This window comes from Ruegeria sp. A3M17 (genome assembly GCF_003318255.1).
GTDB lineage: Bacteria > Pseudomonadota > Alphaproteobacteria > Rhodobacterales > Rhodobacteraceae > Ruegeria.
This window is the reverse complement of the sequence record NZ_QOCF01000014.1, coordinates 227,001-251,543: the sequence shown is the minus strand read 5'-3', so window position 1 is coordinate 251,543 and position 24,543 is coordinate 227,001. Positions and strand designations below refer to the sequence as shown.

At 54.4% G+C, this 24,543-nt stretch carries 26 protein-coding genes; 11 read left to right on the top strand and 15 right to left on the bottom strand.

Annotation, left to right across the window (positions count from 1 at the left end; genetic code table 11):
• The first annotated feature begins 209 nt into the window (after window positions 1–209).
• Window positions 210–575: a VOC family protein gene (locus DS906_RS08655; protein ID WP_113789788.1), complete on the top strand. Its 366-nt coding sequence runs from the start codon at window positions 210–212 to the stop codon at window positions 573–575.
• Between the two features lie 154 nt (window positions 576–729).
• On the opposite strand, the gene DS906_RS08650 is transcribed toward DS906_RS08655, so the two are convergent.
• Entirely contained in the window at window positions 730–1,203 is a 474-nt protein-coding gene (locus DS906_RS08650) for an Lrp/AsnC family transcriptional regulator (protein ID WP_113789787.1), read from the bottom strand.
• A gap of 33 nt (window positions 1,204–1,236) precedes the next feature.
• Between DS906_RS08650 and DS906_RS22725 the strand changes: the two genes are divergently transcribed.
• The 3 genes from DS906_RS22725 to DS906_RS08635 are packed head-to-tail and all read left to right on the top strand — an operon-like array spanning window position 1,237 to window position 3,374.
• Window positions 1,237–1,605, top strand: coding sequence for a DUF1127 domain-containing protein (locus DS906_RS22725; protein WP_113789786.1), 369 nt, complete (start codon window positions 1,237–1,239; stop codon window positions 1,603–1,605).
• A gap of 16 nt (window positions 1,606–1,621) precedes the next feature.
• The gene (locus DS906_RS08640) at window positions 1,622–2,812 is read left to right on the top strand and encodes an ABC transporter substrate-binding protein (RefSeq protein ID WP_113789785.1); all 1,191 of its coding nucleotides are present in this window, start codon (window positions 1,622–1,624) and stop codon (window positions 2,810–2,812) included.
• Window positions 2,784–3,374 carry a GNAT family N-acetyltransferase gene (locus DS906_RS08635; RefSeq protein ID WP_369934525.1) on the top strand — a complete coding sequence of 197 codons (591 nt, stop codon included), beginning with the start codon at window positions 2,784–2,786 and terminating at the stop codon, window positions 3,372–3,374. Before DS906_RS08640 ends, DS906_RS08635 begins: the two co-directional genes overlap by 29 nt.
• Window positions 3,375–3,438: 64 nt before the next feature.
• Here DS906_RS08635 and DS906_RS08630 read toward each other — a convergent pair whose 3' ends face one another.
• Entirely contained in the window at window positions 3,439–4,347 is a 909-nt protein-coding gene (locus DS906_RS08630) for a cytochrome c (protein WP_113789783.1), read from the bottom strand.
• Window positions 4,348–4,360: 13 nt separating this feature from the next.
• The gene (locus DS906_RS08625) at window positions 4,361–4,828 is read right to left on the bottom strand and encodes a cytochrome c (RefSeq protein ID WP_113789782.1); all 468 of its coding nucleotides are present in this window, start codon (window positions 4,826–4,828) and stop codon (window positions 4,361–4,363) included.
• A gap of 86 nt (window positions 4,829–4,914) precedes the next feature.
• On the opposite strand from DS906_RS08625, the gene DS906_RS08620 reads away from it, so the two are divergent.
• Window positions 4,915–5,760, top strand: coding sequence for a LysR family transcriptional regulator (locus tag DS906_RS08620; protein WP_113789781.1), 846 nt, complete (start codon window positions 4,915–4,917; stop codon window positions 5,758–5,760).
• Between the two features lie 70 nt (window positions 5,761–5,830).
• On the opposite strand, the gene DS906_RS08615 is transcribed toward DS906_RS08620, so the two are convergent.
• The 5 genes from DS906_RS08615 to DS906_RS08595 form a co-directional block, all read right to left on the bottom strand.
• Window positions 5,831–6,646 carry a hypothetical protein gene (locus tag DS906_RS08615; protein ID WP_147235223.1) on the bottom strand — a complete coding sequence of 272 codons (816 nt, stop codon included), beginning with the start codon at window positions 6,644–6,646 and terminating at the stop codon, window positions 5,831–5,833.
• Window positions 6,647–6,672: 26 nt separating this feature from the next.
• Window positions 6,673–6,951 (bottom strand): hypothetical protein, encoded by a 279-nt coding sequence (locus tag DS906_RS08610; protein WP_147235221.1) that lies wholly within the window; start codon window positions 6,949–6,951, stop codon window positions 6,673–6,675.
• Window positions 6,952–7,062: 111 nt separating this feature from the next.
• Window positions 7,063–7,371 (bottom strand): hypothetical protein, encoded by a 309-nt coding sequence (locus DS906_RS08605; RefSeq protein WP_147235219.1) that lies wholly within the window; start codon window positions 7,369–7,371, stop codon window positions 7,063–7,065.
• Between the two features lie 114 nt (window positions 7,372–7,485).
• Window positions 7,486–9,126 (bottom strand): sulfatase-like hydrolase/transferase, encoded by a 1,641-nt coding sequence (locus tag DS906_RS08600; RefSeq protein WP_113789777.1) that lies wholly within the window; start codon window positions 9,124–9,126, stop codon window positions 7,486–7,488.
• Between the two features lie 24 nt (window positions 9,127–9,150).
• On the bottom strand, window positions 9,151–9,393 hold the full coding sequence (locus DS906_RS08595) for a hypothetical protein (RefSeq protein ID WP_113789776.1): 243 nt from the start codon (window positions 9,391–9,393) through the stop codon (window positions 9,151–9,153).
• A 238-nt stretch (window positions 9,394–9,631) separates the two neighbouring features.
• Here DS906_RS08595 and DS906_RS08590 point away from each other — a divergent pair, with 238 nt between their 5' ends.
• Window positions 9,632–10,870 carry an adenylate cyclase gene (locus tag DS906_RS08590; RefSeq protein WP_147235217.1) on the top strand — a complete coding sequence of 413 codons (1,239 nt, stop codon included), beginning with the start codon at window positions 9,632–9,634 and terminating at the stop codon, window positions 10,868–10,870.
• Window positions 10,871–11,158: 288 nt separating this feature from the next.
• Here DS906_RS08590 and DS906_RS22050 read toward each other — a convergent pair whose 3' ends face one another.
• Together DS906_RS22050 and DS906_RS08580 are read right to left on the bottom strand one after the other, a co-directional pair.
• Window positions 11,159–11,770 (bottom strand): hypothetical protein, encoded by a 612-nt coding sequence (locus DS906_RS22050; RefSeq protein WP_147235215.1) that lies wholly within the window; start codon window positions 11,768–11,770, stop codon window positions 11,159–11,161.
• Between the two features lie 235 nt (window positions 11,771–12,005).
• Window positions 12,006–12,914, bottom strand: a complete 909-nt coding sequence (locus tag DS906_RS08580) for an AraC family transcriptional regulator (RefSeq protein WP_233494733.1) — start codon at window positions 12,912–12,914, stop codon at window positions 12,006–12,008.
• A gap of 146 nt (window positions 12,915–13,060) precedes the next feature.
• On the opposite strand from DS906_RS08580, the gene DS906_RS08575 reads away from it, so the two are divergent.
• Both DS906_RS08575 and DS906_RS08570 read left to right on the top strand, forming a co-directional pair.
• Complete coding sequence (locus DS906_RS08575; protein WP_113790026.1) at window positions 13,061–13,873, top strand: SDR family oxidoreductase; 813 nt, start codon at window positions 13,061–13,063, stop codon at window positions 13,871–13,873.
• A gap of 27 nt (window positions 13,874–13,900) precedes the next feature.
• Window positions 13,901–14,746, top strand: coding sequence for an SDR family oxidoreductase (locus DS906_RS08570; RefSeq protein WP_233494732.1), 846 nt, complete (start codon window positions 13,901–13,903; stop codon window positions 14,744–14,746).
• 399 nt (window positions 14,747–15,145) lie between these two features.
• Here DS906_RS08570 and DS906_RS08565 read toward each other — a convergent pair whose 3' ends face one another.
• Both DS906_RS08565 and DS906_RS08560 read right to left on the bottom strand, forming a co-directional pair.
• Window positions 15,146–16,378, bottom strand: a complete 1,233-nt coding sequence (locus tag DS906_RS08565) for an HlyD family secretion protein (protein WP_113789773.1) — start codon at window positions 16,376–16,378, stop codon at window positions 15,146–15,148.
• A 3-nt stretch (window positions 16,379–16,381) separates the two neighbouring features.
• On the bottom strand, window positions 16,382–16,786 hold the full coding sequence (locus tag DS906_RS08560; RefSeq protein ID WP_369934389.1) for a hypothetical protein: 405 nt from the start codon (window positions 16,784–16,786) through the stop codon (window positions 16,382–16,384).
• A 180-nt stretch (window positions 16,787–16,966) separates the two neighbouring features.
• On the opposite strand from DS906_RS08560, the gene DS906_RS08555 reads away from it, so the two are divergent.
• The 3 genes from DS906_RS08555 (at window position 16,967) to DS906_RS08545 (ending at window position 19,088) form a co-directional block, all read left to right on the top strand.
• Window positions 16,967–18,034, top strand: a complete 1,068-nt coding sequence (locus DS906_RS08555; RefSeq protein WP_113789772.1) for an FAD-binding oxidoreductase — start codon at window positions 16,967–16,969, stop codon at window positions 18,032–18,034.
• On the top strand, window positions 18,031–18,684 hold the full coding sequence (locus tag DS906_RS08550) for a DUF938 domain-containing protein (protein ID WP_113789771.1): 654 nt from the start codon (window positions 18,031–18,033) through the stop codon (window positions 18,682–18,684). Before DS906_RS08555 ends, DS906_RS08550 begins: the two co-directional genes overlap by 4 nt.
• A gap of 68 nt (window positions 18,685–18,752) precedes the next feature.
• Entirely contained in the window at window positions 18,753–19,088 is a 336-nt protein-coding gene (locus DS906_RS08545) for a carboxymuconolactone decarboxylase family protein (RefSeq protein ID WP_113789770.1), read from the top strand.
• 36 nt (window positions 19,089–19,124) lie between these two features.
• On the opposite strand, the gene DS906_RS08540 is transcribed toward DS906_RS08545, so the two are convergent.
• The 3 genes from DS906_RS08540 to DS906_RS08530 form a co-directional block, all read right to left on the bottom strand.
• A complete protein-coding gene (locus DS906_RS08540; RefSeq protein WP_113789769.1) occupies window positions 19,125–21,632 on the bottom strand; it encodes an FAD-dependent oxidoreductase in 2,508 nt (835 codons plus the stop codon).
• A 137-nt stretch (window positions 21,633–21,769) separates the two neighbouring features.
• On the bottom strand, window positions 21,770–23,017 hold the full coding sequence (locus DS906_RS08535) for a hypothetical protein (protein WP_113789768.1): 1,248 nt from the start codon (window positions 23,015–23,017) through the stop codon (window positions 21,770–21,772).
• Between the two features lie 100 nt (window positions 23,018–23,117).
• Window positions 23,118–24,524 carry an FAD-binding oxidoreductase gene (locus DS906_RS08530; RefSeq protein ID WP_113789767.1) on the bottom strand — a complete coding sequence of 469 codons (1,407 nt, stop codon included), beginning with the start codon at window positions 24,522–24,524 and terminating at the stop codon, window positions 23,118–23,120.
• Window positions 24,525–24,543 lie beyond the last annotated feature (19 nt).

Sequence of the window (24,543 nt, the reverse complement as noted above, 5' to 3'; positions counted from 1 at the left end):
GAACGGCCGCTGTCGTGACCAATACCGGTCTTTCCCGGTTAAGGTATATTTTGCTGAGAGTGAGTATACACGGGCAGCAAACGCCGGTTTGCAACGCTGTATTCCAGTAATCCGCTCGGGTGTAGAATGTCTCTTATGGGCCGCAGCCTATTAAGTACCACGGATTGTAGTAGCCTTCTGCTACAGTAGAATCGGGTTTGAATTCGACAATGGAAAAAGTGCTGGGATTTGGAGGGTTTTTCTTTAGGGCAGAAGATCCTGCGGCTTTAGCGGTATGGTATCGCGATAACTTGGGGATTGATCTTGTGCCCAATGACTATGAAACGCCGTGTTGGACGCAGGAAGCAGGTGAGACCGTATTCGCCCCGTTCGAAAAGGTGACAGAATATTTCGGGAATCAAGAAAAGGCATTCATGCTGAATTTTCGTGTTCGCGACATCGAGAAAATGATCGCACAGCTCGAGTCCAGGGGTGTTGAAGTCCGCCGAGATCCGGATTCTCCTTATCCGAATGGCAAGTTCGCGTGGCTCAACGATCCAGAAGGAAATCCAATAGAGCTTTGGGAACCTGCCTAACCTGTGGTTGGAAGCTTGTTTGAATCGCCTCGACGTTTGAAATTTCGATTTTGCGGACTGGCCTTCATTGCCGTCACTCAGACAACAACTTGCTTGGTAATGTGATGAGCACGCGCTCGTACATTCTTAGGTGGATGGACTGACCTCAGGGCCACTATGGTCCGACGTCGGTTGTGCTTTCGTCCAACTCTTTCGGGTATTCCCTCAGAACAACCAAACTTTCAAAACCGGTCATCGGTGGATCAAACAGGTGTTGCTCGGTGAAAGCGGCATAATCTTCCATGGAGGCGCAGTTGACGATGAGCGCCAGATCGGCGTCGCCTGTGACATAAAACAGTCGTTCGACCTCTGTCAGGCGACGAAGCTTTTGCTTCAAGATATCGATGCGCTGGGGATTGTCGCGCGCAATGTGCAATAGAACGATTACGCGCGTAGACGCACCTTGGAACCGGGCGGAAACGACCGCCACCTCGCGCTCAATCGCACCAATTTTTCGCAGCCGCTGGACGCGCCGCAAACAGGCCGCAGCCGACAACCCGACTTTCTCGGGTAGCTCACGACCGGTTTGGCGGCTGTCTGTTTGCAGTTGCTCCAGCAACCGACGATCAAATGAGTCGAGATCTTCCATCGTTCCCTTTCGGGATCAACATAATCTCATAGAATGCGAAATCTTCGCACAATTACTGAAAGAATGCGAAACACGCGCAAATTGACCGCACTCTTTGCGAATAACTTGAAGGCGGGCAATTTACATTCTTGGGCATCGCCAACTGCGGAGTTCGCAATGCTCAACTCGATGCAAAACCCCCAAAGAAGCCGAATGTGGTGCCTGATGAATTGGGTAGCTATGAGCCGCCGACGGTACAAAGACGCCCGACATCTACGAGCGTTGCCTGATTATTTATTGTCTGATGTCGGACTGTCGCGCCCGGACATCGACCCGGCTCTTCGCGGGCATCTGGGATTGTCCCCCCCGCGTCTGGAACCGCACCAGGCTACCTATCCGCGAGTCTCAATCACGCATATTTAGAATACGGAGACACACAATGTTCAGATTGACTTCAACGACTGCGTTGCTTGCATTCTGTGTAAGCACGACTGCCGCATCGGAGAAACCTGTTCGGATTGGGTTGCTGTTTGGTTTCACCGGGCCAATCGAATCCATGGCACCGGAAATCGCTGCATCCGCTGAACTGGCGTTGGAAAAAGCCAACAAGACAGGGCTGTTTCTGGACGGACGTCAAATTGAAACCATACGTGCAGACAGCACCTGTGTGGATGCATCTCGCGCGGTTGCCGCAGCCGAGCGGCTGGTAACTGCAGACCAAATTGACGCTCTGATCGGCGCTGATTGTTCAGGGGTCGCGGCTGCTGTAGCCAGTGGTGTCACCGTTCCGAATGGCATCCTATCGATCTCACCCACAGCCACGTCACCTAACCTCACAACGCTCAGAGATAATGGGTTATTTTTCCGCACGGCACCATCTGACACGCGTCAGGGGGAAGTACTTGCCGATGTTCTGATTGCCAACGGGATTCGATCGATCGCTGTAACCTATACTGCGAACGACTATGGCAAGGGTCTGGCGGTTTCGTTTTCCAAGTCCTTTTCCAAGAAAGGCGGCGAAGTACTGGTGGAGGTTCCTCATGTTGATGGAACCGGAGACTATTCGGCCGAAGTTGCAACACTTGCTGCGAGCGGAACCGAAGTTCTGCTTTTGGTGGGTTATGCGGATCAGGGCGGACAGGCAATCGTGCGCTCAGCACTTGATTTGGGTGCATTTAACCAATTCGTCTTTCCTGATGGAATGGTGGCGGCCTCACTGATAGACACCTTCGGCGATGCTTTGGTCGGCTCAATCGGAACTCTGCCCGGAGCTGAAGGCGAAGATGCCGTTGCATTTGATGCCAAGCTTTTGGAAAACGGGATTCCCGGGCAAGCACCGTACCGCGCCGAGGCCTACGATGCGGCTGCCCTCTTGGCCTTTGCCTTTCAGGCGGCGCATCATTCCGAAGATACCTCTCTTTCAAGTGCTTTGATGCGCGTGGCAAATGCACCAGGTGTAGAAATCGGTCATAGCGAAATCGCGACGGGTTTGAAGATTTTGTCAGAAGGCGGCGAAATTAACTACGTCGGCGCGAGTTCCGTTGAGTTTACGCCAGATGGTGACGCAACCGGTACTTATCGAGAAGTTGTCTTTGCAGCAGATGGAATCAAAACCGTTGCGATACACTAGTTCAGGTGACTTGCGGGTTGGTTTGGTTGTGCCCACAATACGCCCGGCGACCGAGGCAGATTTGCCAGCACTCGACAAACTCGCAACTTCCGCCACACACGATCTCTTGGGACCGTTTCTAAGTGCTGAGCAGCGAGCAAGTTGCTTAGTTTTTACGCCCTTCGACCCTTGGCTGATAACCGACGGTTCATATTTTGTGGCTGAGCTGGACGGCGTTGTCCGAGCATCTGGTGGATGGAGCAGACGCATGGCTATGGTTCATCAGCCGACTGACCAAACCACCTGCCCCGATCCATCGGGACCCGCGCGAATTCGCGCCATGTACACTGACCCTGATTACGCGCGGCTGGGCTTGGGCCGTACATTACTGGCTGTTTGCGAAGTTTCTGCCCGGCTCTCGGGTCATTTTGAACTCGAACTGCTCGCAACGCCGATTGGCAGGCTTCTCTATCTTTCCAGTGGGTTTGAAACGCTTGAAAGCGTTGAAATTCAATCCGAAGACAATGTGTTCTTTGAAGTCTTTAGAATGCAAAAAAGCTTTTCCGCGGCAATGGCCACATGATCCAGCGACATAGCGGCATGCACGACGATCATTCAGCAACTTGGCGACACCCATCAAACGGCTGTTACTCTGATAGAAGCTCAGTCGATTGTCCGGGAACGACTTTGAGATAGGCCGCAATTGCCAAACGGTCGTCATCTGTGAGTTGAGATGTATTCTCGATTACCTCAACCATCTCGCCACCAGCGCTGTCATAATCCGGTGTGAAACCAGATTTCAAATACTCTGCAATGTCAGCCTCGGACCAATCAAGCTGGTCAGATGTCAGGCCTGGTATACGCCCTTTTCCATTGGGATTTGGCGCACCTGTCAGCCAAATATCCCGTTTCAAACCACCCAAACCGTTTCGTGGCGTATGGCATTCAGCGCAGTGTCCAAGCGCTTCCACCAAGTATCGGCCTCGAATTTGTTGATCGGTCAAATCGCCTTCTACCACCCAACCTGGCGCCATGAACAACAGCTTCCACCCACCCAACCCCCGCCTAACGCTAAAGGGGAAAACAACTTCATGCGCTTTGCTTTCGGTCGCAACCGCAGGAAGCGTGCCGAGGAATGCATGGAGCGATACAATATCCTCTGCGGTCATGTTGGCGTAGGTCGTATATGGAAACGCCGGGTAATAGTGTTGCCCTTTGGGTCCGGTCCCATGGATCAGGGCATTGGCCAGTTCCAACGTGGACCACGAACCAATACCGGCTGCCGGATCACTGGATATATTTGGGGCAATGAAGGTGCCGAAATTCGTCTCGAACCGACGACCGCCGGCGAGTGTGAGCTTTTCCTCCCCAACGGCATCCGGCGCAGAGTGGCAAGAGGCACATCCAGCTGCATAGAAAACGATTTCGCCTCTCGTTAGATCAGAAGAGACCCCATGCAAAATAGCCTGGTCGACGCTTTTTGGCCGGGTCAGAAACAACCCAGCCAATCCAACCAAAAGTGCAGAGACAGCAGCGAAGAGGAAAAGCCGCTGCACAACTATCTACCAGTCAGTCTTTCGGTGCTCTGTAAGCTTTGTGACATGCCGAGCAAGCTCCACCCAGATTACCCATTGCCCCCTTCAGGGCTTCAACATCTTGTCCTGCCGCAGCCTGCATCGCAACAGCGGCGTCAGCCATGGCCTGCCCCTTAGCAGCTACGTCCGGGAAGTTTTCCCAGATTGCGGGCAGAGCACGTGTGGAAGGGTCAGATACGTTATCTGATCCAGCCAGCCACATTGCAGATTGATCAATCTGCGTTAGAACGACCAGGTTATTCGCGGCCCGTGTTGCCGCCTCTGCATCGTATTCCGTCTCTCCTTTGGCCATGCCGCCAAGCGTACCAAGATTGAATGCATAGAGCTGCATGATCGAGGTCCGAGCTTTCACAGCCGGGTTTTCGCTTTCATGGGCGATGGCTGCGCCAATAGCGACAACTGACAATAGACCTGCCGCGAAGATTGAGAACTTCTTCATCATGATGTGCCTCCCTGTTCACTAAGCCGAATGTTAGCTTGAACGAAATTTATTGTAATTGTTTGTTATTCGTCGTCACTTGTTAATATATGAACAACGAGAATTGGGATAACATTCGCTACGCGCTTGCCGTAAGCAAACACGGTTCATTGAATGCAGCTGCCGCGGCATTGGGTGTCACGCATGCCACGGTCCTTCGTAGAGTTGCTGCATTTGAAGAGCAAAATGGCTGCATGGTTTTTCAGAAGGGCCCATCAGGATATTCCGTTCTCCCTGAAGCCGGTGCTATCTTATCGGCTATGGAAAGTGTCGAAGACGCGGTACTTTCGGTGGAGCGGGCCATTGTCGGTGCAAATCGATCCCCTGTGGGCCACGTACGCATGACATCCACAGATAGTCTTTGTCAGATTGTTCTCCCAACAATACTAAACGAGATCTCACATCTTTACCCGGGCTTGAAACTGACTTTGTTGAGCGGAAACAGCCACCATGATCTATCCCGGCTGACTGCGGACATTGCTGTGCGCCCATCGGTAAAGCTGGGTGAAGGGTTAATTGGGCAACAGGCAGGAATGCTGTCATTCGGAGTCTTTGACGATGGTTCCCCCAATCGCAAGTGGATGAGGCTTGATGGGGCGTTAAGCCGTTCACTCCCTGCTAAATGGCTGGCAGAAAATGTGAGTGCCGACGAAATGACCAACGGTGCAGATAGCTTTTTGGTGCTACAGCAGATGGCCGCTTCGGGAGTCGGCAAAACGATCTTGCCTTCATTTTTTGGCGACGCGGATCCTCGACTTCACAGGTCGCATGACGTGATCCCCGAACTCGAGGTTCCGCTCTGGGTCGCGACGTTGGACGAGATAGCAAACACGCCAAGGTTTGCAGTTGTACAACGAGCGTTGGTTGAACGCTTGGCCAATGTTCTGGCTGGATGATGCTTTTTTTAGTCGTGATCACCGAACAGCCAACATACCTTTGGTGAGCTGACGAGCAGCACCCATACACCTAGAAGAAGTATTTAATGCCAAAGTTTGGGCCATGTTGGTCGACGTCATATGCGAATTCACCGGAACTTAGCGTGTCGCTGTAGTCGACACTGAAATAGCGGTATCCAAATGTGAGTGCCGTTTTCTCCGAGGGTTGGTAATCGAATCCGATATTCACACCGATCTGAAGGTCATTCCCACCGGCGCCGAAACCGCCAAACTCCAAAGAAGCAATCCCGGTCCATTGCTCATTCAGACGCCACATACCGCGCGCGCCGATTACGGACTCGATCCAATTCTGATCACCACCCAAAACGGGCGGATTTCCCGGACCCGGTGTGGTTACGTCGATTTCCTGACAAATGGAGTTGTATCTAGCGCCACCCTGGAGATCGATCGTATAGCGCAGACCATCGGCACCGTACACAGATTCTACAATGCGGTAAGCTCCTAGAATACCAAACCATTTTTGGTGCACATCGACATTAAGATCGGAACCCAAAGGGCCAGGCAGCGAGGTATCTTGTTCGATGCCAACGTAGTTCGCGTCGACGATTATTCCAAAATCCCCATTCCATGCCTCATACCGTCCGGCCGCTGCGAAATCGAGCACGTCCAGCACGTCACCGAGATCCAGATCCAGGTCAGCGGATTGTCCAGCCACCGTCGATGTCCCTGTGGTTCTTAAGGGTGTGAACAGATAGAACACGGCACCATGACGCCAGCCAGTTTCGTCCTGATCCGGTGCAGGCAGAGATTGAGCATAGGCAAGTGTCGGCAGCGTTAGAAGGCCGGTCGCAATCGTCATTGCACCGAGTGGTGAGAGGTGAGACATAGCTTTGTCCTTGGGGTTCTTGGAACTTAGTAGTTGAATCTGAGACCGATTCCAGCGCCTTGGTCATAAGGGCGATCAGTACCGATCCCGATCAGCACATCTGCATACAGGGCAATTCCGGGGCTGAGATTTTTGCCAATCTGAAGCTCAGCGGTCGCGGGCCAGGCGTCGTTTTCCCAATCATAGGGCGCTTTGATATCTGCCTTGGCCCAATACCTATCGCCAAACAGTTGAAGCGCAATCAAGCGCATAGCGGTTTGGCTGACATCGGTCGGGCCATTATACGATGCGAAATGCTGGACCAAAGGGATCAGCGTCAGCCCGGTGTTTGTGTTGGCAAAGGCAAAGCCACCAAACGGAGCGATCTGATCCGACCCGGTGCCAATGCCTTCATCGGGGTCGCCAAAATCAAGGATTCATTCCAACCCAAGCGCGGATTTGACGGTCCAGGTGTCATTCAGGGGTTTCTGCGACGGGAAGTAGATCATTTTGAAGCTGGTTTTTTCAAACCCGCTGAACCGTGCACCAGTCAAATTTGTCGAATTGTAGTGGAGCTCATATTTCAGCTTCAGATCGGGGCGCAACATATATGCGCCATCTATGAAAGCATCCTGACGGTCTGCTCCACCTTCCAGATCAAAATACTGATAGCGAATGTCCGTGTTGTTGACCGCAGCCAGTGGGTTTGACGCATTTTCCTCCGCTCCGGCAGCGATACCCGCCATCAGCAACGAGGGCGTCAGTAATGATTGGATAGTGAAATGGCGGGCCATCGTGTACCTGAAAAGAATTCGTGCGATTGGTGGGACGGTGGCTTTGCTACCACCGTCCCAAATTTGTTATTGCCAGCTTGAAAAGACTTCTCTGGTCAGCTCGCTTTCAGGGCGAAGGTTCTCGATTCCTTCATAGGGAACACCCTTTCCAAGTGGCAGATGCGGGTGTTTGGCAATGGTTTTCTGATGGCGCTTGACCATGTCCTGAAAAGACGCCCCAGACCATAGGGAGTACCCGACAAGGGGATGTTCTTCACGCGGGTCGCGGTAGACATTAAAAACAGGTGCCGCCGCGCCCGGCTGGCCGGGGGCAGGCAGGTGCATTTTAAACTCCTGCTTGACCACCGAGCGCAAGACCGGTCCTTCGTACACATAGACGTAGTCGCGGCGCGAGTTTCCTTCGCCTTCAAGCAGCAGTGCGGTCTGGTCGATCCCGTCAATTACACGGTCGCGCGGAATGCGGTCGGTCGCACCTGCGATCCGGGCAAAAGTAGTGAACAGGTCTGAGACATGCACAATATCGCCAGCTGCGCTTCCCGGCTCGATTGCGCCAGGCCACCGGATGAAGGCATCGGTACGCACGCCACCTTCCAGGTGCTGCGTTTTGCCGCCGCGATAAATCAGCTGGTTCAGGCCAGATGTCCCCTCGTAGTGATACATCAAGCCATTGTCAGCCATGATCATGACGATGGTATTATCTGCCTTGCCGGTTTCATCCAGCTTGGCCAGCACCTCGCCGATCCAACCGTCCAGGATCTGCAACTTGTCGGCATGGAAGCCGCCATTGCGGGAAACGGCCTCATCAGGATAGGCAAAGTTCAGCGGGTAGAGCGGCCAGTACTGCATGAAAAACGGGTCGTCCTGCGAAGCCAGATTCTCCAGCTGCTCCAATGCCTGACGCTGATAGCGCAGGTTCATTTCCTCGTATTTTGCCTGCGTCCATTCCTCGCCCGGTGCCATATCGACTTCGCGGGCAAGACCACCGGCTTCACCTTCAACGCCAGTTACCAGACCGTAAGGTTTGAACCTCTGGTCCAATTGAAACTGGTTGGACTGACCCGACGCATGGTAGCCAAGCATGTTGTTGGCGACCATTGCGTCACGTGTCATCAGACTCAGTTGAACCTGCTGGTGCAATGGAAAGGCCGCCCAGTCAAACCCCTGATTGTGCGGGTAGGATTGTTCAATATCGCCTTGATGCCATTTCCCGACATGCGCTGTGTTGTACCCTTCTTCCTTCAGGATTTCGGCAATCGTGACTTCTTCAGCCGCAAGACCTTCACCGACCAGTGCAACCTTGACCTCTTCCACACCCGCGCGCGCCGGATGACGACCGGTTAACATCGCTGTTCGTGTTGGTGTGCAGGATGGCTCGGTATACATCCTCATCAAGGACATACCTTCAGTGGCAAAATCGTTGATGTTGGGCGTGTCGAAACCGGTGACATAGTTCATCGTTCGGTTGCCCATCTGACCAAAGCTGACATCGTCAATCAGAATGTAAAGAATATTTGGTGGCTTGCCGCCATTGGCGCCACGGATATCGGAAAGCTTCGCTTCAATTTCGGTATCCTGAGCGTCCCATTGTTCGCCAAATTGCGCGCGGAGAAACTGGAACTCTCCATCATGAATGATAGGCGCATCCTGAGCAAAGCCCGCACCAGCCATCAGCACCATAACCGAGGTCTGTTTCAATATCGATCTCATTGGTATCCCTTCCCCATTTTCGAATTACAGCTTTCCTGCGCGTCGCAGCGACTGGGCGATTTCATCCCGAAGACCATCCAAGGTTTCGCGGATGTCGCATTCAAACTGGTACGACTGGCTTCCCGGCTCGGTACTCATCGAGAGATACTCATCGCTAAGAAGCTGGTAGTCCCGGCAGATCTCATCGAACACAGTGTCCACGCGCCGTAGGTCCGCAATTGCGGCCTGGTGGTCGGGAAACAGCGTATCAAGTTCGAGGCCTTTCAATTTCGATGTCTCGTTCGATGGATCAGCAGATATAATGGAGTGTTGGACGAATTCACTTTTAACAATAGGTATATAGGGGCATAATACGGTGTACTCATGGATGTAACTCGCTGAAAATATGGAAGTATTCAGAGACAAGTCACCTCCTCTGAATGAGGGTGCTGCGCCTGACACTAAGGATGTGCGGGCCGCACTTCAGCGGCTTGTCAGATCCTCGACTTTCGCGGGATCACAGCGATTGCAGGACTTTCTTGTCTATGTGGTCGAAGAATCGCTCAACGGTCGGGCCGATGAAATTCGCGCCAAGACCATCGCCATGGATGTCTATGGTGGGACAGTGGCCGAGATGGCGCGCCGCGAAAACGTGGTGCGGGTGGACGCTGGTCGCCTGCGTCGCAAGCTGGCCGAATATTATGTCGAAGATGGCCGTGACGAGGGCACCGTGTTCGATTTGCCGAAGGGCGGGTATGCACCGCAAATATCGATCAGGCCGCTCGAGAGGTCTCAGACCAAGTTACGTGAACGCCAAAATAAATCGCGTACTTGGCCTCGCCTTTTCATCGGGATTGCGGGGATTTTCGTACTTGTCTGCTTTGCGACCGTATTCGCCTTGGTGTCGACGAAGGAAAAGGTTCCGGCCAGTTTGCCAATCGACAGCCTGAGCCGCGATGAGCGCGGTGCCATTTTCGATGCTTCGCCGATGCGACTTCAAGCTGTAAATCTGGCCAATTCAGGTCGCGATCTGATCTTTCCGGCGCTGGAGCTCGCGAGACTGAACGCGGCCCTGACCATATTCAAAGCAGCAATCGAAAGCGACGACAGCTATTTTGGAGGTCATGCAGGGGCCGCCCAGGTTGCATCAACTATTTCCTTGTTAACTTCAGATACCGATCTGTCCCGTGACATGTTGAGTTATGCTGACACGCAGGCCAGCAGAGCGATTGAACTGGCACCTGAATCGGGGTGGAGCCAGTCCGCAAAGGCCTGGGTTGAGTTTACCAAAGGAAACTGGCCAGAAGCTGTGGAGTTTTCTTACAGAGCACAACGGTTGGCACCAATCGACGTACATGTGTTAGAATTCGTCTCGTTGATCCTGCTCTATTCGGGTTCGTTCGAACAAGTTGTAGAAATCAGTGAAGAGGCGCTGTCGAAAGTCGTTCTGGACCGGGGTTATGTGTTTCAAAACGCCATGGGGTCTGCAAAATTCCATCTGAAGGATTTCGAAGGCGCAGTTTCAGCCTTTGAACAGGTGACTGAAAAAGGCGGACCTGTCGGCCCTGTTTCTGTTGCTTACCTGATGGCGGCACATCAGATGTTGGGGAACGAAAGCAAAGCAAAATCCCTTTCGGAAAAACTCTCGCGTGAGTGGCCCGACAGTCGCGTGGATCTATTGTTTCAAAGTTTGTTCGAAAATCCAAAATACGGTGAAGAACTTGGCGCCGCTATGAAACGAGCCGGTTGGAAGCCAAACGGGTAAAGATGAGATTTTTCTTCGGCTTTCGGGGCCGTTCTAGATCGGGCAGGCATCTACGGATGGGGTCAGGTTAAATTGATTTTCGCGAACTGGGCATTCCTGTTCCTAACATGTTGCACAAGGCAAGAACGGCAGGATGGGGCCGCGAACAACGGCAGGATTCCTTAAAATAGAGAGCTATCGCTGCACCACCGATTGGCAGCAACGAGCCCAGTGCTGCCAATTCTAAACCCGCAGATCTGTCACCTCATATCAATGATATCGAGTCTTAGTTTACGTTTTGATAGCGTTTCACTCATTCACCCAACCTTGTGGTAAGTTCTTTATCAGACGATTGTGAAAATCCTTACGAACGGCGAGCATCTCAGGGCTTATTGTCCAAATCTCACCGAAAACATGGGTACCAACGTCCACGGTTCGACTTCCATTTTTGATCCGCGTTATGGTTGACCAAAGCGGCCCATTTTCCAAATCACTGAGAAATTCGAAACGAAAAAATAGAGAGTTTCCAACGGTGCCAGTTTCAGTGGAAAGTAGTCTAACGTGGTCAGTTGGAACTTTGTATCCTGAAGACAATTCCCCGGCAAACCTTCTTGCAATTTCAATATGGTTGCCCGAGCTTGCTCCCCAAGTTCGCCCGGCAAAGACACCCGCATCTGCAAATGCATGTCCTCTTAGGTCAACGTCTAGTGGTGCAAGTTTTTCTACTTCCGAGAATTTCGTTGCTTGCTCAATGCAAACATAAAGGTGTGGCATGTCTCCGCATTCAATTTCACCCTTATCAACGACGCCCCAGCGACCATCGAATAGAAGAGAGATACTCACTCCCTCTTTTTCGAAAGACCCTACCACTGATTGCGCCGAAGATGATGAAGCGCAAACCATCATTACGAACACAAACACTAACCTGTGCATTACGGCTTCCCTCAATCTCGCAACCTGTTTCAAACTGCATTAGGTTTGCACAAATCTTTCCGCCAGAATTGTGTCAACCGTTGACCGCTTCGGCCGTAAATCGTGAATTCGCTGACGCCGCGATTTTGTACCAGATGCGAATGTCCAAAAAGCGGGTTACGGCCTCTGCGCTTCGGTTGGCTGCCGGATGTCAGCGTGGGGTCGGGTCTGCAATATTTTGCGTTTACTCGACAGGTGCTATGTTGCGGTCCTGTCGCGGCGATTTGCCGAATTTTCGAGAGTATTCTCGGGAAAACTGCGCCGAACTTTCATACCCAACCCGCAACGCAATCTCTGACACTTTCGCCTTTGTAGTCCGAAGCGCATCCCGCGCCCGAAGCAAACGTAAGTCCTTCTGGTATTGCAATGGTGACGTCCCGGTTATTGCTTTGAACTGTTCGAAGAAAGCGGAGCTACTCATACCGATACGCTGTGCCAGATCGCCGACTACAATTGTCTCCGACAAGTTGCTTTGAATTTCACGGGTCGCCTCGTGAATACGACTGGCTGCGCTCTCGTGCCAAAGAAGCCTTAGAAGGACATCAGCGTGACGTCCGATCAATAGTCGGGCATGGATCTCACGGGCCGTGATCGGGGCCAACAAATGACGCGTGTTCTTTTCTTTGCACTGCACAAAGTATCGCAACAGTGTATCTTCCAAGCCTTCATCCATGTCGCGTCGGAAAATGGAAAACGGATCTGACGCAGCTTTATCAAAGGTTGGCATCACGGCGGGTGCCAAAGACCGCAGCAGATCAAGGTCTAGCGGAAAGACCAGCGCGATATAAGGCCGATCAGGCGATGCTTCCGTAATCCGAGAAACAACCGGCAAGGCATGGCTCACGATCAGAGACTGACCGGCGCGCACATTGAGTAGTTTAGCACTGGTTCCAACTTCCTTCGCGCCTTGCAGGGTCAGGCAAAAAAGCGGGCGATAGACTGTTGCATCCAGATTAGTTGTCACTTCATGCCGCAACAAGTGTGTGTTGGCGTGCTCATCGTAAATTGCGCCCCGTTTCACACCAGCAGCGTCCAGGATTGAGGCCACATGTGACAATAACGTCTGACTGGTCATGTTCGTTGCCTGTGCCATGTGGCGACGGATACCACAGTCGGATATTCAGTTATATCTAAAAACCAAAAATTCTGGAGGATCGTGAAAGAAGTATGGATAATTCAGAAAGATTAACGCGCTCCTTTAAAGTATTGTGTTTCGATCAGGTCGAAAAGGGCTATGACATGAATACAATTCTGATCACCGGTGCCTCGTCTGGCATCGGGGCGGCAACCGCCAGACAATTTCAGGCAAACGGTTGGAATGTGGTCGCCACAATGCGCGATCCTTCTGGCAGCGCCGAACTAGGCAAGCTCGACAATGTTCACCTGTCGCGGCTCGACGTAACAGATGCGGGGTCAATTGCTTCATCTGTTGCAGAAAGCATTGACCGTTTTGGTAAGATCGATGTCCTTCTCAACAACGCGGGCTACGGTGCCTACGGCCCGCTTGAGGCGTTCCCGATGGATCGCATCCGGCGGCAGTTCGACACCAATGTAATCGGCCTTTTGGAAGTCACAAAAGCCGTTTTGCCTCATATGCGCGCAATCCACGCAGGCACTATTATCAATATCTCATCCATCGGGGGGCAGATCGCGTTCCCGCTTGGCACACTTTATCATGGCACAAAGTTCGCCGTCGAAGGCTTGTCCGAAGCGCTTCACTACGAGCTTGAGCCGCTCGGCATCTGTGTTCGTATTGTCGAACCGGGCATGATCAATACAAACTTCGGAGGCAGTTCGTTTGATTTTGCTATGGACGACAGCCTTAAGGACTATACGCCGACGGCCGAAGCCATGGATCGCTTGTTTGGTAAACTGGCGTCAAAACCGTCCGCACCCGAAGCCGCGGCCGACGTGATTTGGAAAGCAGCCAATGAAACGGGAAATCGCCTGCGTTTCCGAGCTGGCCCGGATGCTGAAACGCTTCTCGATAGACGAAAGGCCCAGGACGATGCGATGTTCATAGACGGCATTAAGGACTTGATGGCACCGTAACCGCGCCAAGCACAACAGGAGGCTCAGATGATGTATAGAAGAGCGATTGAACAAGGTGGTTTGGCCGTTGTTACCGGTGCCGCAAGCGGTGTCGGAAAGGCAGCAGCACAGAAGTTTATGGAAGATGGGTTGGGCGTTGTGCTCGTTGATCTACCCGGCGAGGCGCTGGAAACCGCTGCTGCGGACCTGAATGCGATATCACGTGCATCTGTCAGCGTGACGGCGATACCAATTGATGTTGGCGACGCCACCGCCGTGCGCGATTTGGCAGATCAGGTATTTGCGCTTGGTGAGGTTGCGGTCCTGATGAACAATGCCGGAATCGCAATTCCCACCGGCAGTTGGGAGAATTCGGAAAACTGGCGCAAACTGCTGGAGGTGAACCTTTTTGGCGTCATGAACGGCACCCATGCCTTCCTGCCGCGGATGATAGCGGCAAACCACCCTGCTGTCGTCATCAACACCGGTTCAAAGCAGGGGATCACCACACCACCCGGTAACCCGGCATACAATGTCAGCAAAGCTGCGGTTAAGGTGATGACAGAGATGCTGACCCATGACTTGCGTGAAGCAGATGCATCCATCTCTGCGCATCTCTTCGTGCCGGGATTCACCTATACCGGTATGATACAACGGTTCATGCCCGAGAAGCCTGATAGCGCCTGGACCAGCGAACAGGCGGTCGAATATCTTGTGCAGCGCATGTCTGCCGGAGATTTTTATATCCTTTGTCCGGATAACGATGTCTCTGCGGAGCGCGACATCAAACGCATAGAATGGGCCTTGGGAGACATCACAAACAATCGCCCGGCCCTGTCCCGCTGGCATCCTGAATTTTCGGATGCATTTGCCCAGCACGAAGCCTCTGGCTAAATGTCCCAAACGGCGGTCTAACCAGAATATCAAGTGATCGCTTGTGTCACTGTGTTGGAGTTCAGATTCCATGAAGGGCACAGTCTCTGCAGACTTTTGGATTGCCGGGCATCCGATTTTGCGATTGCAGCGAAAGCCCGGCCTGAAGGACCGCACCGCCGAGTCGAAGTTGGTCGTTGGATGGCGGGTTTGGACCGTCCATTGAACTTTGCAAAGTACGGATTCTGCGCATTGCTGCAAACGCCGCAAACGGCGGTTCTGAGGCCTTCTTTCCCGGCACCTCGTAAGCCTGCGTTCGCGAGCAATCAAGCCTACGGGCGTTTCGATCCCCTATTGCCCGAGCGTCAACTCGAAAGGCGATCGACCCGCCGAAGCGGCAACGAATTCATGGTGTCAAAATCAATGCCCGGTCAGCACCAGCGTATTCACCGGCATCAGGATCAGACGCAGGCGCAGACCCGCAGCATGAACAACACCAATTGTGTCGATCACATGCAAGGCGGCGGCGTGCCAAAAGCCCAGATCCTCATGTTCCAGCCGTTCGTGGTTGTCGGTATAGACATTCGCCAGGCAATTGCTGCCCGGAGGGATGTCGTCCGCCATGCCTTTGTACAAAGGCTCCAGATACACAAGGATTGAACCCGGACTATTGTTGGTCTGAACATCGCGCAGCTCATCCGAAGGGCGTATCTGACCGGACGGGATGACATCCTGCACCTCAACCACAACCATCGGGATGACGGTGAAGGGCTTGGTCATGCAGCCCAGCTCTCCGATCATGCCAGGTTTGATGACCTGAGCGGCCATCTGGTTGAATGCGGCCTGAAACCGATTATGGCCCGAATTTGATGGAACCAGAATACCCGCCGGCCGCAGCAAGGGGCTGACATAGTCGCCCACCTGCAGACCGAATTGTTCAACCCGGCCAGTTATGCCTGCGCTTACGACTGTTTTGTCCAGCTCGGTCAACGTGGCGTCCAACTGGGCGTTGGCGCTGGCCAATTGGGCCGGGATCAGTTCTTCGATCTGTTGCACCACGGCGGCACGTCGGGATTGCGATGCGGTCAGTTGCGCCTCACGCTCGGCAACAAGGTTTTCCAACCGGTCGATCTCGGCCAATCGCACGGCGCTGGAGCCTTCGTCCCGCAGGGTGGTGTTACGCTCCAGATCCTCAAGCGATTGATCCAATGCAGCACGCGCGCCTGCGATCCCTGCGTCGGCCTCGGCCAGATCAGTCTCCGCCACTTTCAGTGATGCCTGAACCTGTGCGATCTGCGCATGCGCGGCCTCAACCTGTGCGGTTTGAGTGAAATCTTCGATCCGGAAAATCGGCTGACCGGCAGTGACCTGCTGGTTATTAGTGACATAGACCTCGGACACACGACCGCCGAGCTGTGGCAGGATCGTAACCGTGCGGAAATAGGACGCCGCTGTTTTACTTGCGGGGTGGAAATAGAACAGCGTGGTGATCACCGTCAGCGCAAGAATGGCACAGGTGGTCAGGCCCCAGCGCAGTTCATACCACATGGTGAACAATGTGATTTCATGGCCTATGCGTTTGCCCTGTACGTAACGACGGAACAGGTAATCCGGCAACACGGTGACCAGCGCGCACATCAGTGTCTCAAGCATCTCTTACTGCTCCTGCTGCGCGGTAGGTTGCGATGGGGTCGCGGGGGCAGGAACGTCGTTGCCTTGATTCCCCAAGGATCGGATCGCGTCGGCAATGGCGCGCAAGGGGGCGGCGACATCCGGGAACTGGAACCCGGCTACAAGAATGGCCGCCACCCAGAACAGACCATTGTGGGTAAACAGAGCCAACAGCGCCAATATCCCCACAAGCTGAAACTGCGGGTGGTTGGATTCATGCGCGATTTTTTCCGGGATGGAGTGCAGTGTAAAGTAGCCAACCCCGATCAGAACGATCACCAAAACGGTAAAAACAAACATGAAGGTCAGCAAAAAGTCGCTGCCGTCTGCCTGCGTGACGTATGAGGGGATATGCCCCGTGGCCATTGAATGTATCTCTGCCGGTGTCACGTTTTTCTCCGATTCCGATGTTGACCGCACTAAAAACAGGCCAGTCTCTCTGGTTCAAGTTTACATTGCGGAAATTACGCCTCTTTTCCAATAGTGTTACGCATGCGAAGCTTTGCGCATGAACAAAAGCAGATCTCAAATCCACCCGGTTTGGGGTGATCCCAGAGCGGAGTTTCTGACATGATCGATTTCCTGGTCATCGGTGGCGGCATCGCCGGATTAAGCGCGGGCGCGCGTCTGTCCGAACATGGACATGTCGTCGTGCTCGAAGGCGAAGACGCGCTGGGATATCACACCTCTGGCCGGTCGGCGGCGTTGTTCGAAAAGGGCTATGGACCACCTTCCGTGAAGACCCTGAATGCAGCGAGCGAAGCTTATCTGAGATCGAACGGCTATCTGTCGCCACGCGGGTTGATGCTGATCGCCGGGCATGATCAACGGGGTGAGTTTCTTCAGGATCAGGCTGACCTTCGTCTGTCAGAAATCGCGGTCGAGGAGGCCATTTCGCGGGTTCCGATACTGAACCCTCAGACTGTTGGATTTGCCGCCGCCAGCAGCGTTGCTTTTGACATTGATACCGACCGGATGATGCAAGATTTCGCACGTGTGATCCGGGCCAACGGTGGCTTGGTTCTGACCCGCCAAAAGGTCAAAAGCATCACCAAAGCTGGGCACTGGTTCGTTGAGGCGGCAGAAACTTTCGAGGCCAGAGCCCTTGTAAATGCCGCAGGCGCGTGGGTGGATGAGATCGCCACGATGGCTGGTGTTACACCGATCGGCATAGAATCGCGCCGACGATCAGTGGCCCGTATTCCCGCCCCCGCCGGTCATGACGTGACGGGTTGGCCTTTGATGTTGGGCGCTGGCGAAGGCTGGTATGCAAAACCGGATGCCGGAAAGCTGATTGTCTCACCTTGCGAGGCAGACCCGGCCTTCCCCCATGATGCCTATGCAGACGACATGGTCTTGGCCGAGGGGCTGGCGCGGTACGAAGAGATGGTGACGGAACCGGTCACACGGGTCGAGGCAAACTGGGCCGGGCTTCGTAGCTTTGCGCCGGATGGTACGCTGGTTCTGGGCCCCGACCCTGCTGAGCCTACGTTTATTTGGTCGGCCGCCCAAGGCGGTTATGGCTTTCAAACGGCACCGGCGGCCTCCCAGCTGGTGGCAGATTTGACGACTGGTGCTCGTTCAGAATTGGAGGCGGCCGGCGTTTCCGCCCTAAGGCCAGAAAGGTTACGTGGATGACGAAACGCAAACTCCCCGCGAATGCCAGCGTCGCGACGGTATCCGATGGGCAAAAATTGGTCGCTCCGGCGGCCAGCAGGAATGCCGACGCGCTGTGTGATCTGCTGGCCCGGTTCGCCCCTGTGTCCGGTCGCGCGCTGGAACTAGCCAGTGGTACAGGGCAGCACGTCGTGGCTTTTGCAAATCGACTGCCCAATCTGAATTGGCAACCCAGCGAGATTGACACTGAACGGCGCGCATCAATCAACGCTTACGCAGAGGACGTCCAAAACATTGCCCCGGCGATCAAACTGAATGCTATCCAATCTGGTTGGCATTCCCATCACGACACTCAGGACCTGATCGTCCTGATCAACCTGCTGCATCTGATAAGCTGGCCCGAGGTTGAAGTTCTGGTGGCGGAATCTGCTTTGGCACTGAACCCCGGCGGCCGCCTTGTCCTTTACGGTCCCTTCATGCGTGCGGGTGAGTTGACCAGTACTGGAGATCAGAACTTTTACACAGCGCTGAACCAGCAAGACCCTGAGATCGGATACAAAGATGATGCTGATATCCTGGATCTTTTGCACCGAGGTCAACTGAGCTTGGTTGAAGGCGTTGAGATGCCAGCAAACAACCTTGCGTTCATTGCGGAAAAACCTGTGACCTGATCGAGATCAAGGCCCGTCAGAGACTCAAATCATATTCAGAAGCGAATATGTTTAAAGGACCCTGACAGATGAACTGGCAAAACAAACTCTCGGATACGCGGAACAACCTGCGCAACCTTAACTCTGCAATCCCAAGTACGGCCCGTGCCTTTGGCGCACTGGGTAAATCCGTCAAGGAAGGCGGCGCGCTGGATTACAAGACGAAGGAGTTCATCGCATTGGGGATGTCCATCGCTGCCCGCTGCGAGCCTTGCATAACGCTTCATACCGAAGCTCTGATCAAAGCCGGAGCAAGCCGCGAAGAAGTGTCAGACGTTCTCGCCATGGCCATTCAGATGGGCGGAGGTCCGTCGCTGATGTATGCCGCCAGGGCGTTGGAATGCTTTGACGAGCTATCAGTATGAAGAAAGGCCCCGGAGATCTCCGGGGCCTTTGCTTGATCAGCCGTCCTTGCGGATGGTTTCGTTTTTCGGATCATAGGGGCTGTCGCATGTTACGACTGCATCCCACAATTTGTCCTGAAGCTTGACCTTCAGCTTGGTGCCTTCGACCGCCAGATCGGGTTTCACATAGCCCATGCCGATGGATTTCTCGAAGGCGACCGAATAACCACCCGAAGTCAGACGACCGACGCGTTCACCTTCCGGCGTATACAGCACTTCACGGCCCCACGGATCGGCATCCTCCGGCCCGTCGATCAGCAGTGTACAGCATTTCACGCGCACGCCAGTCTCTTCCAGCTTGGCCTTGCCATAAAAGTCCTTGGACAGGTCAACAAAGCGCGGCAGGTCGGCTTCCAGCGGGGTCGCGTCGCGGCCCAGTTCCGTACCAAAGGCGCGATAGGATTTCTCCTGACGCAGCCAGTTCTGGGCGCGGGCACCGACCAGCTTCATATCATGCTTCTCACCGGCTTTTTCCAGCAGGTCGAACAGGTAGTTCTGCATTTCGATCGGGTGGTGAAGTTCCCAGCCCAGCTCACCGGTATAGGCCACGCGGATCGCGTTGACCGGGCACATGCCCAGTTCGATCTGACGGGCCGATAGCCATGGGAAGCGCTTGTTGGACAGTGCGGTTTCCGGATCGGCGTCTTTGATGACCTCCCTCAGAACGTCCCGCGACTTGGGTCCGGCGATGGCGAAGACGCCCCACTGGGTGGTCACATCCTGGATCTCGATGTAGCCGAACTCCTCCATCTTGTCCTCGGCCGCCTTACGCAGGAAGTCGGCGTCATACTCGGTCCATGCCCCGGCAGAGACGATGTAGTAGTTGTTCTCGCCGTTGCGGACGATGGTGTATTCAGTGCGGGTGGTGCCGTGCGATGTCAGCGCGTAGGTCAGGTTGATACGACCGATCTTGGGCAGCTTGTTGCAGGTGAACCAATCCAGGAACCGGGTCGCACCGGGGCCTTTGACGACATGCTTGGTGAAGGCCGATGCATCGACCAGGCCAACGCCTTCGCGGATTGCTTTGGCTTCGTCAACGGCATGTTGCCACCAGCCACCGCGGCGGAACGAGCGGGCGTCATGGTCGAAGTTTTCGGGTGCATCCAGCGGACCGAAATAGTTCGGTCGTTCCCAGCCGTTGACCCAGCCGAACTGTGCGCCGCGCGCTTTCTGACGGTCATAGGCCGGAACGGTCCGCAATGGACGGCAGGCTGCACGCTCTTCATCCGGATGGTGCAGGATGTAGACGTGCTCATAGCACTCTTCGTTCTTACGCGCCGCAAACTCGGTGGTCATCCAGTTACTGCTGTAGCGCTTGGGGTCCAGCGAAGCCATGTCGATCTCAGCTTCGCCGTCGACCATCATCTGCGCCAGAAAGTAGCCGGTGCCACCTGCGGCGGTGATACCGAACGAGAACCCCTCGGCTAGCCACATGTTGCGCAGACCCGGGGCCGGACCAACCAACGGGTTGCCATCAGGCGTGTAGCAGATCGGGCCATTGAAATCGTCCTTCAGGCCGGATTCGGCACAGGACGGCACGCGCTCGGCCATTGCCATGTACTGATCTGCAATGCGGTCGAGATCGAGCGGGAATAGGTCAGCACGGAAGCTGTCCGGCACACCATGTTCGAACTGCGCAGGTGCACCATGTTCATAGATCCCCAAAATCCAGCCACCGCGTTCCTCACGGGCATAAGATTCATTGTCGGCATCGCGGACAACAGGATGTTCGGGGTTGCCCGCTTCACGCCATTTGACCAGTTCAGGGTCTTTGTCCATGACGATGAAAGTGTGCTCGACCGGGATCGCTGGCATCTTGATGCCCAACATCTTGGCGGTGCGCTGCGCGTGGTTGCCCGATGCGGTTACGACGTGCTCGGCAGTGATGACGACCTGCTCATCCGACGGAACGAGGTTGCCGCCTTTTTCGACCATTTTGGTGCAGGTGACTTCCCAATGGGTACCATTCCAGTGGAAGGCATCGGCCTGCATCTTACGGACAATATCCACACCGCGCTGACGAGCGCCCTTGGCCATCGCCTGGGTTACGTCAGCAGGGTTAATATAACCGTCTTCGGTGTGATAGATCGCGCCCTTCAGATCCGAAGTCTCGATCAGTGGCCAGCGTTCCTTGATCTGGTTCGGCGTCAGCCATTCATAGGCGACATCACAAGTCTCAGCCGTCGACGCGTAGAGCATGTATTCATCCATACGCTCTTGCGTCTGTGCCATGCGCAGGTTGCCAACAACGGCAAAACCTGCGTTCAGGCCGGTCTCTTCCTCAAGCTGTTTGTAGAAGTCGACCGAGTACTTGTGGATGTGTGTCGTCGCGTAGGACATGTTGAACAGCGGCAGCAGGCCTGCCGCGTGCCATGTCGAGCCCGATGTCAGCTCGTCCCGTTCGACCAGCATCACATCGTCCCAGCCCGCCTTGGCCAGGTGATATGCAATCGAGGTGCCGACGGCACCACCGCCAACGACCAGTGCTTTGACTTGGGTTTTCATTACCGGGCGTCTCCCCTTGAATTCAGTTGACACCATATGGCGCATTTGAATGCCCCGGCGCGACATTCATCCGACCAGTGATATAAAGAAAACGACCCGTGCATGGCGCAGAGTGTCGATTTTTCATGTGAAAGGTTTCAGTTGCCCCCGACAGAGCACCGTTTGCTACTGCCCAACGTTGCACAGGATGACTTACCCAAACCGCCCTTCCTGACCTTGACCTCACCCGATGGGACAACCTGAGGTTCGCGTTCATCCGCGTTGGCGTTGGCGTGGGACACTTTGCTAATCAATCCCTTAATGAAGCCGCCGATACCGCCTGTGCTGGCCACCTCGGTTTCCGCCTCGCTCAACGCGGACGCAAGCAGCAGGTTCTGGGTGCGAATGTACGATAGCTGCGACAGCTCCTGATTTTCGAAGACTTCGCCGTTGGTGATGTCCATGACGCCTTCGGAATTAAAGCCCGAACTGCTTACCGTGTTCGCCACCAAAGCCGCCGCATCCAGATTTTCCAGTTTTTCCTGACCCAGTTTGAGTTGAGCCAGCTGCATCGTTTCGTATAGTTCGTGCATTTCATCTGCTATTTCGGGCTGCCGGATGAGGGGAACTTCGATTTCGTTGCCGACAACCAGGGCCGGATGCGGCAGCAACGCGTTTAGGCCTGCGTAATCTACCAAGCCAAGAAACTCTCGGATCGTCGCATCGCTGGCATCTGCATGAAGGCGGATAACCACTTCTTGATCAAAGCCGATACGGCCTGTGAACGCACGATGGGCGGTCTTTTTGGTATCATCCAGCAGATTTCCGGTTGTTTCGATGAAAGCGACACCGTCGATCACCGCATAGCCTTGCTCGGCTTTCTTCCCGTCCAGAAACGCATCCTGCGCGCTCAGCGCCAATCCGGCCAAAGTGTTTCGCGCCGCTTGTGGTTTGAGCGTGATATCAAGCCAGATCAGTTCGCCTTCTTTTGCGTAAACGGTGCCCGTCTCATCCAGCTTTCTAAGCGCACCGTCTTTGCCGGCAGCGTTGAGCTGTAGCAATTCGGCTGGCCCGCTGATCGAACTGACAAGGGGCACTGGCCCAAATTCTGAAAGAACTCTGGAGACTGCCTTGGTGTCGGGCTCGCTCAGGGCATATTGCGTCCAACCCTCTGGGGGGCTCGGAATAAAGGCTTTTGCACCGGCATCCCATAGCTTTTGACGTTCTCGCGCCGCTTGTTTCACTTCCCGCTCTTTTTGACTTTGATCGAACCGAGCCGAGATGGTTTCAACATATCCGCTAAGCGAAAGCGTACCGTCAGATTTTTTGTCCTGCTGAAAATAATCTAAGCCCGCAACGACCAGACTTACTATCAACGCAAACCCAATGAACCTTAGCGCGCCCATTATGACCTCAAAATCAATTACAGCTCATTTTCGCAATTGATAGCCGCAGAATTGGGCACCCTTGTGGCTTTGAGGCGGAATTCCCAAGGATGCGCCGATTTTATTCGTTCGGCAAAATCTTTCCGGGGTTCATGATGTTATCGGGGTCCAGCGCCTTTTTGATGGCAGTCATATACGTGACGGCTGGCCCAAGCTCTTTGACCAGGTAGGGCTGTTTGCCCTGTCCGATCCCATGTTCGCCCGTGCACGTGCCTTCCATCGAAATAGCCAGATCATTCAGCCAACCGACGAATTCGTCAGCTTTGCTGACTTCGTCCACGTTTTCCATGTCGATCAGCAGCAAGGAATGAAAATTGCCATCCCCGACATGCCCAACCACAGGGGCCATAAGCCTCAGCTCACGCGCTTTGTCCTGAGTCGCGGTGACGCACTCTGCCAAACGCGAGATCGGGACGCAGACATCGGTGGAAATTCCCCGCGCGCCCGGACGCAGTTGCAAGGAAGCCCAGTACATATCATGCCGAGCCTGCCAGAGTTTATTGCGTTCCTCAGTCGTTGAGGTCGCCGCGAAATCGGTGCCACCGAACTCTTCCGCGATCTGGTTGAAGGTTTCGGACTGCTCGACCGCACCGTTTTCCGATCCGTGGAACTCGAGCAGGAGCAATGGCGTTTCCGGCAAGCTCAGCCCGGAATAGGCGTTAGCAGCCTTGACCGACATCTCATCCAGCAGCTCAATCCGCGCCACCGGAACACCGTACTGGATCGTCATCATGACGGCCTGACAGGCCGCATCCACCGACGGAAATGAACAACGGGCCGAGGTGATCGCCTCGGGGATGCCCTGCAGGCGCAAGGTAAGCTCGGTAATGATGCCCAGTGTCCCTTCGGCCCCGATCAGCAGTCGGGTCAGGTCATAACCGGCCGAGGATTTCTTGGCCCGGTGTCCGGTTCGGATGATCTGCCCATCTGGCATGACCGCCTCAAGGCTGAGGACATTGTCCTTCATCGTGCCATAGCGCACCGCATTTGTCCCGGACGCCCGCGTCGCCGCCATTCCGCCCAACGAAGCATTCGCACCGGGGTCAATTGGAAAGAACAAGCCCTGATCGCGCAAATGGGTATTCAGGTCTTCGCGCGTCACACCCGGCTGTACGACGCAATCCAGATCACCCGGGTTCACAGCCAGCACCTTGTTCATCTGGGTCAGGTCAACCGAGATACCACCAGCAGGAGCGTTCACGTGACCCTCCAACGATGTACCCGTACCAAATGCAATCACCGGTACCTTGTGCGTGGCGCAGGTTTTGACGATCTCGGAGACCTCTTCCGTAGAATGGGGGAAAACCACGGCATCCGGGGATTGGTTTTCGATCCACGTAGTCGTGTGACCATGTTGTTCGCGGATTGCCTGACCGGTTTGCAACCGGTCACCAAACTTTTGTTTCAGGATGCCGACAGCTGCCTCGATCCCCACTTCGTTTCGCGGCAAAGCAACTGCCTGCACCATGGTCTTCCCCTTTGAAACG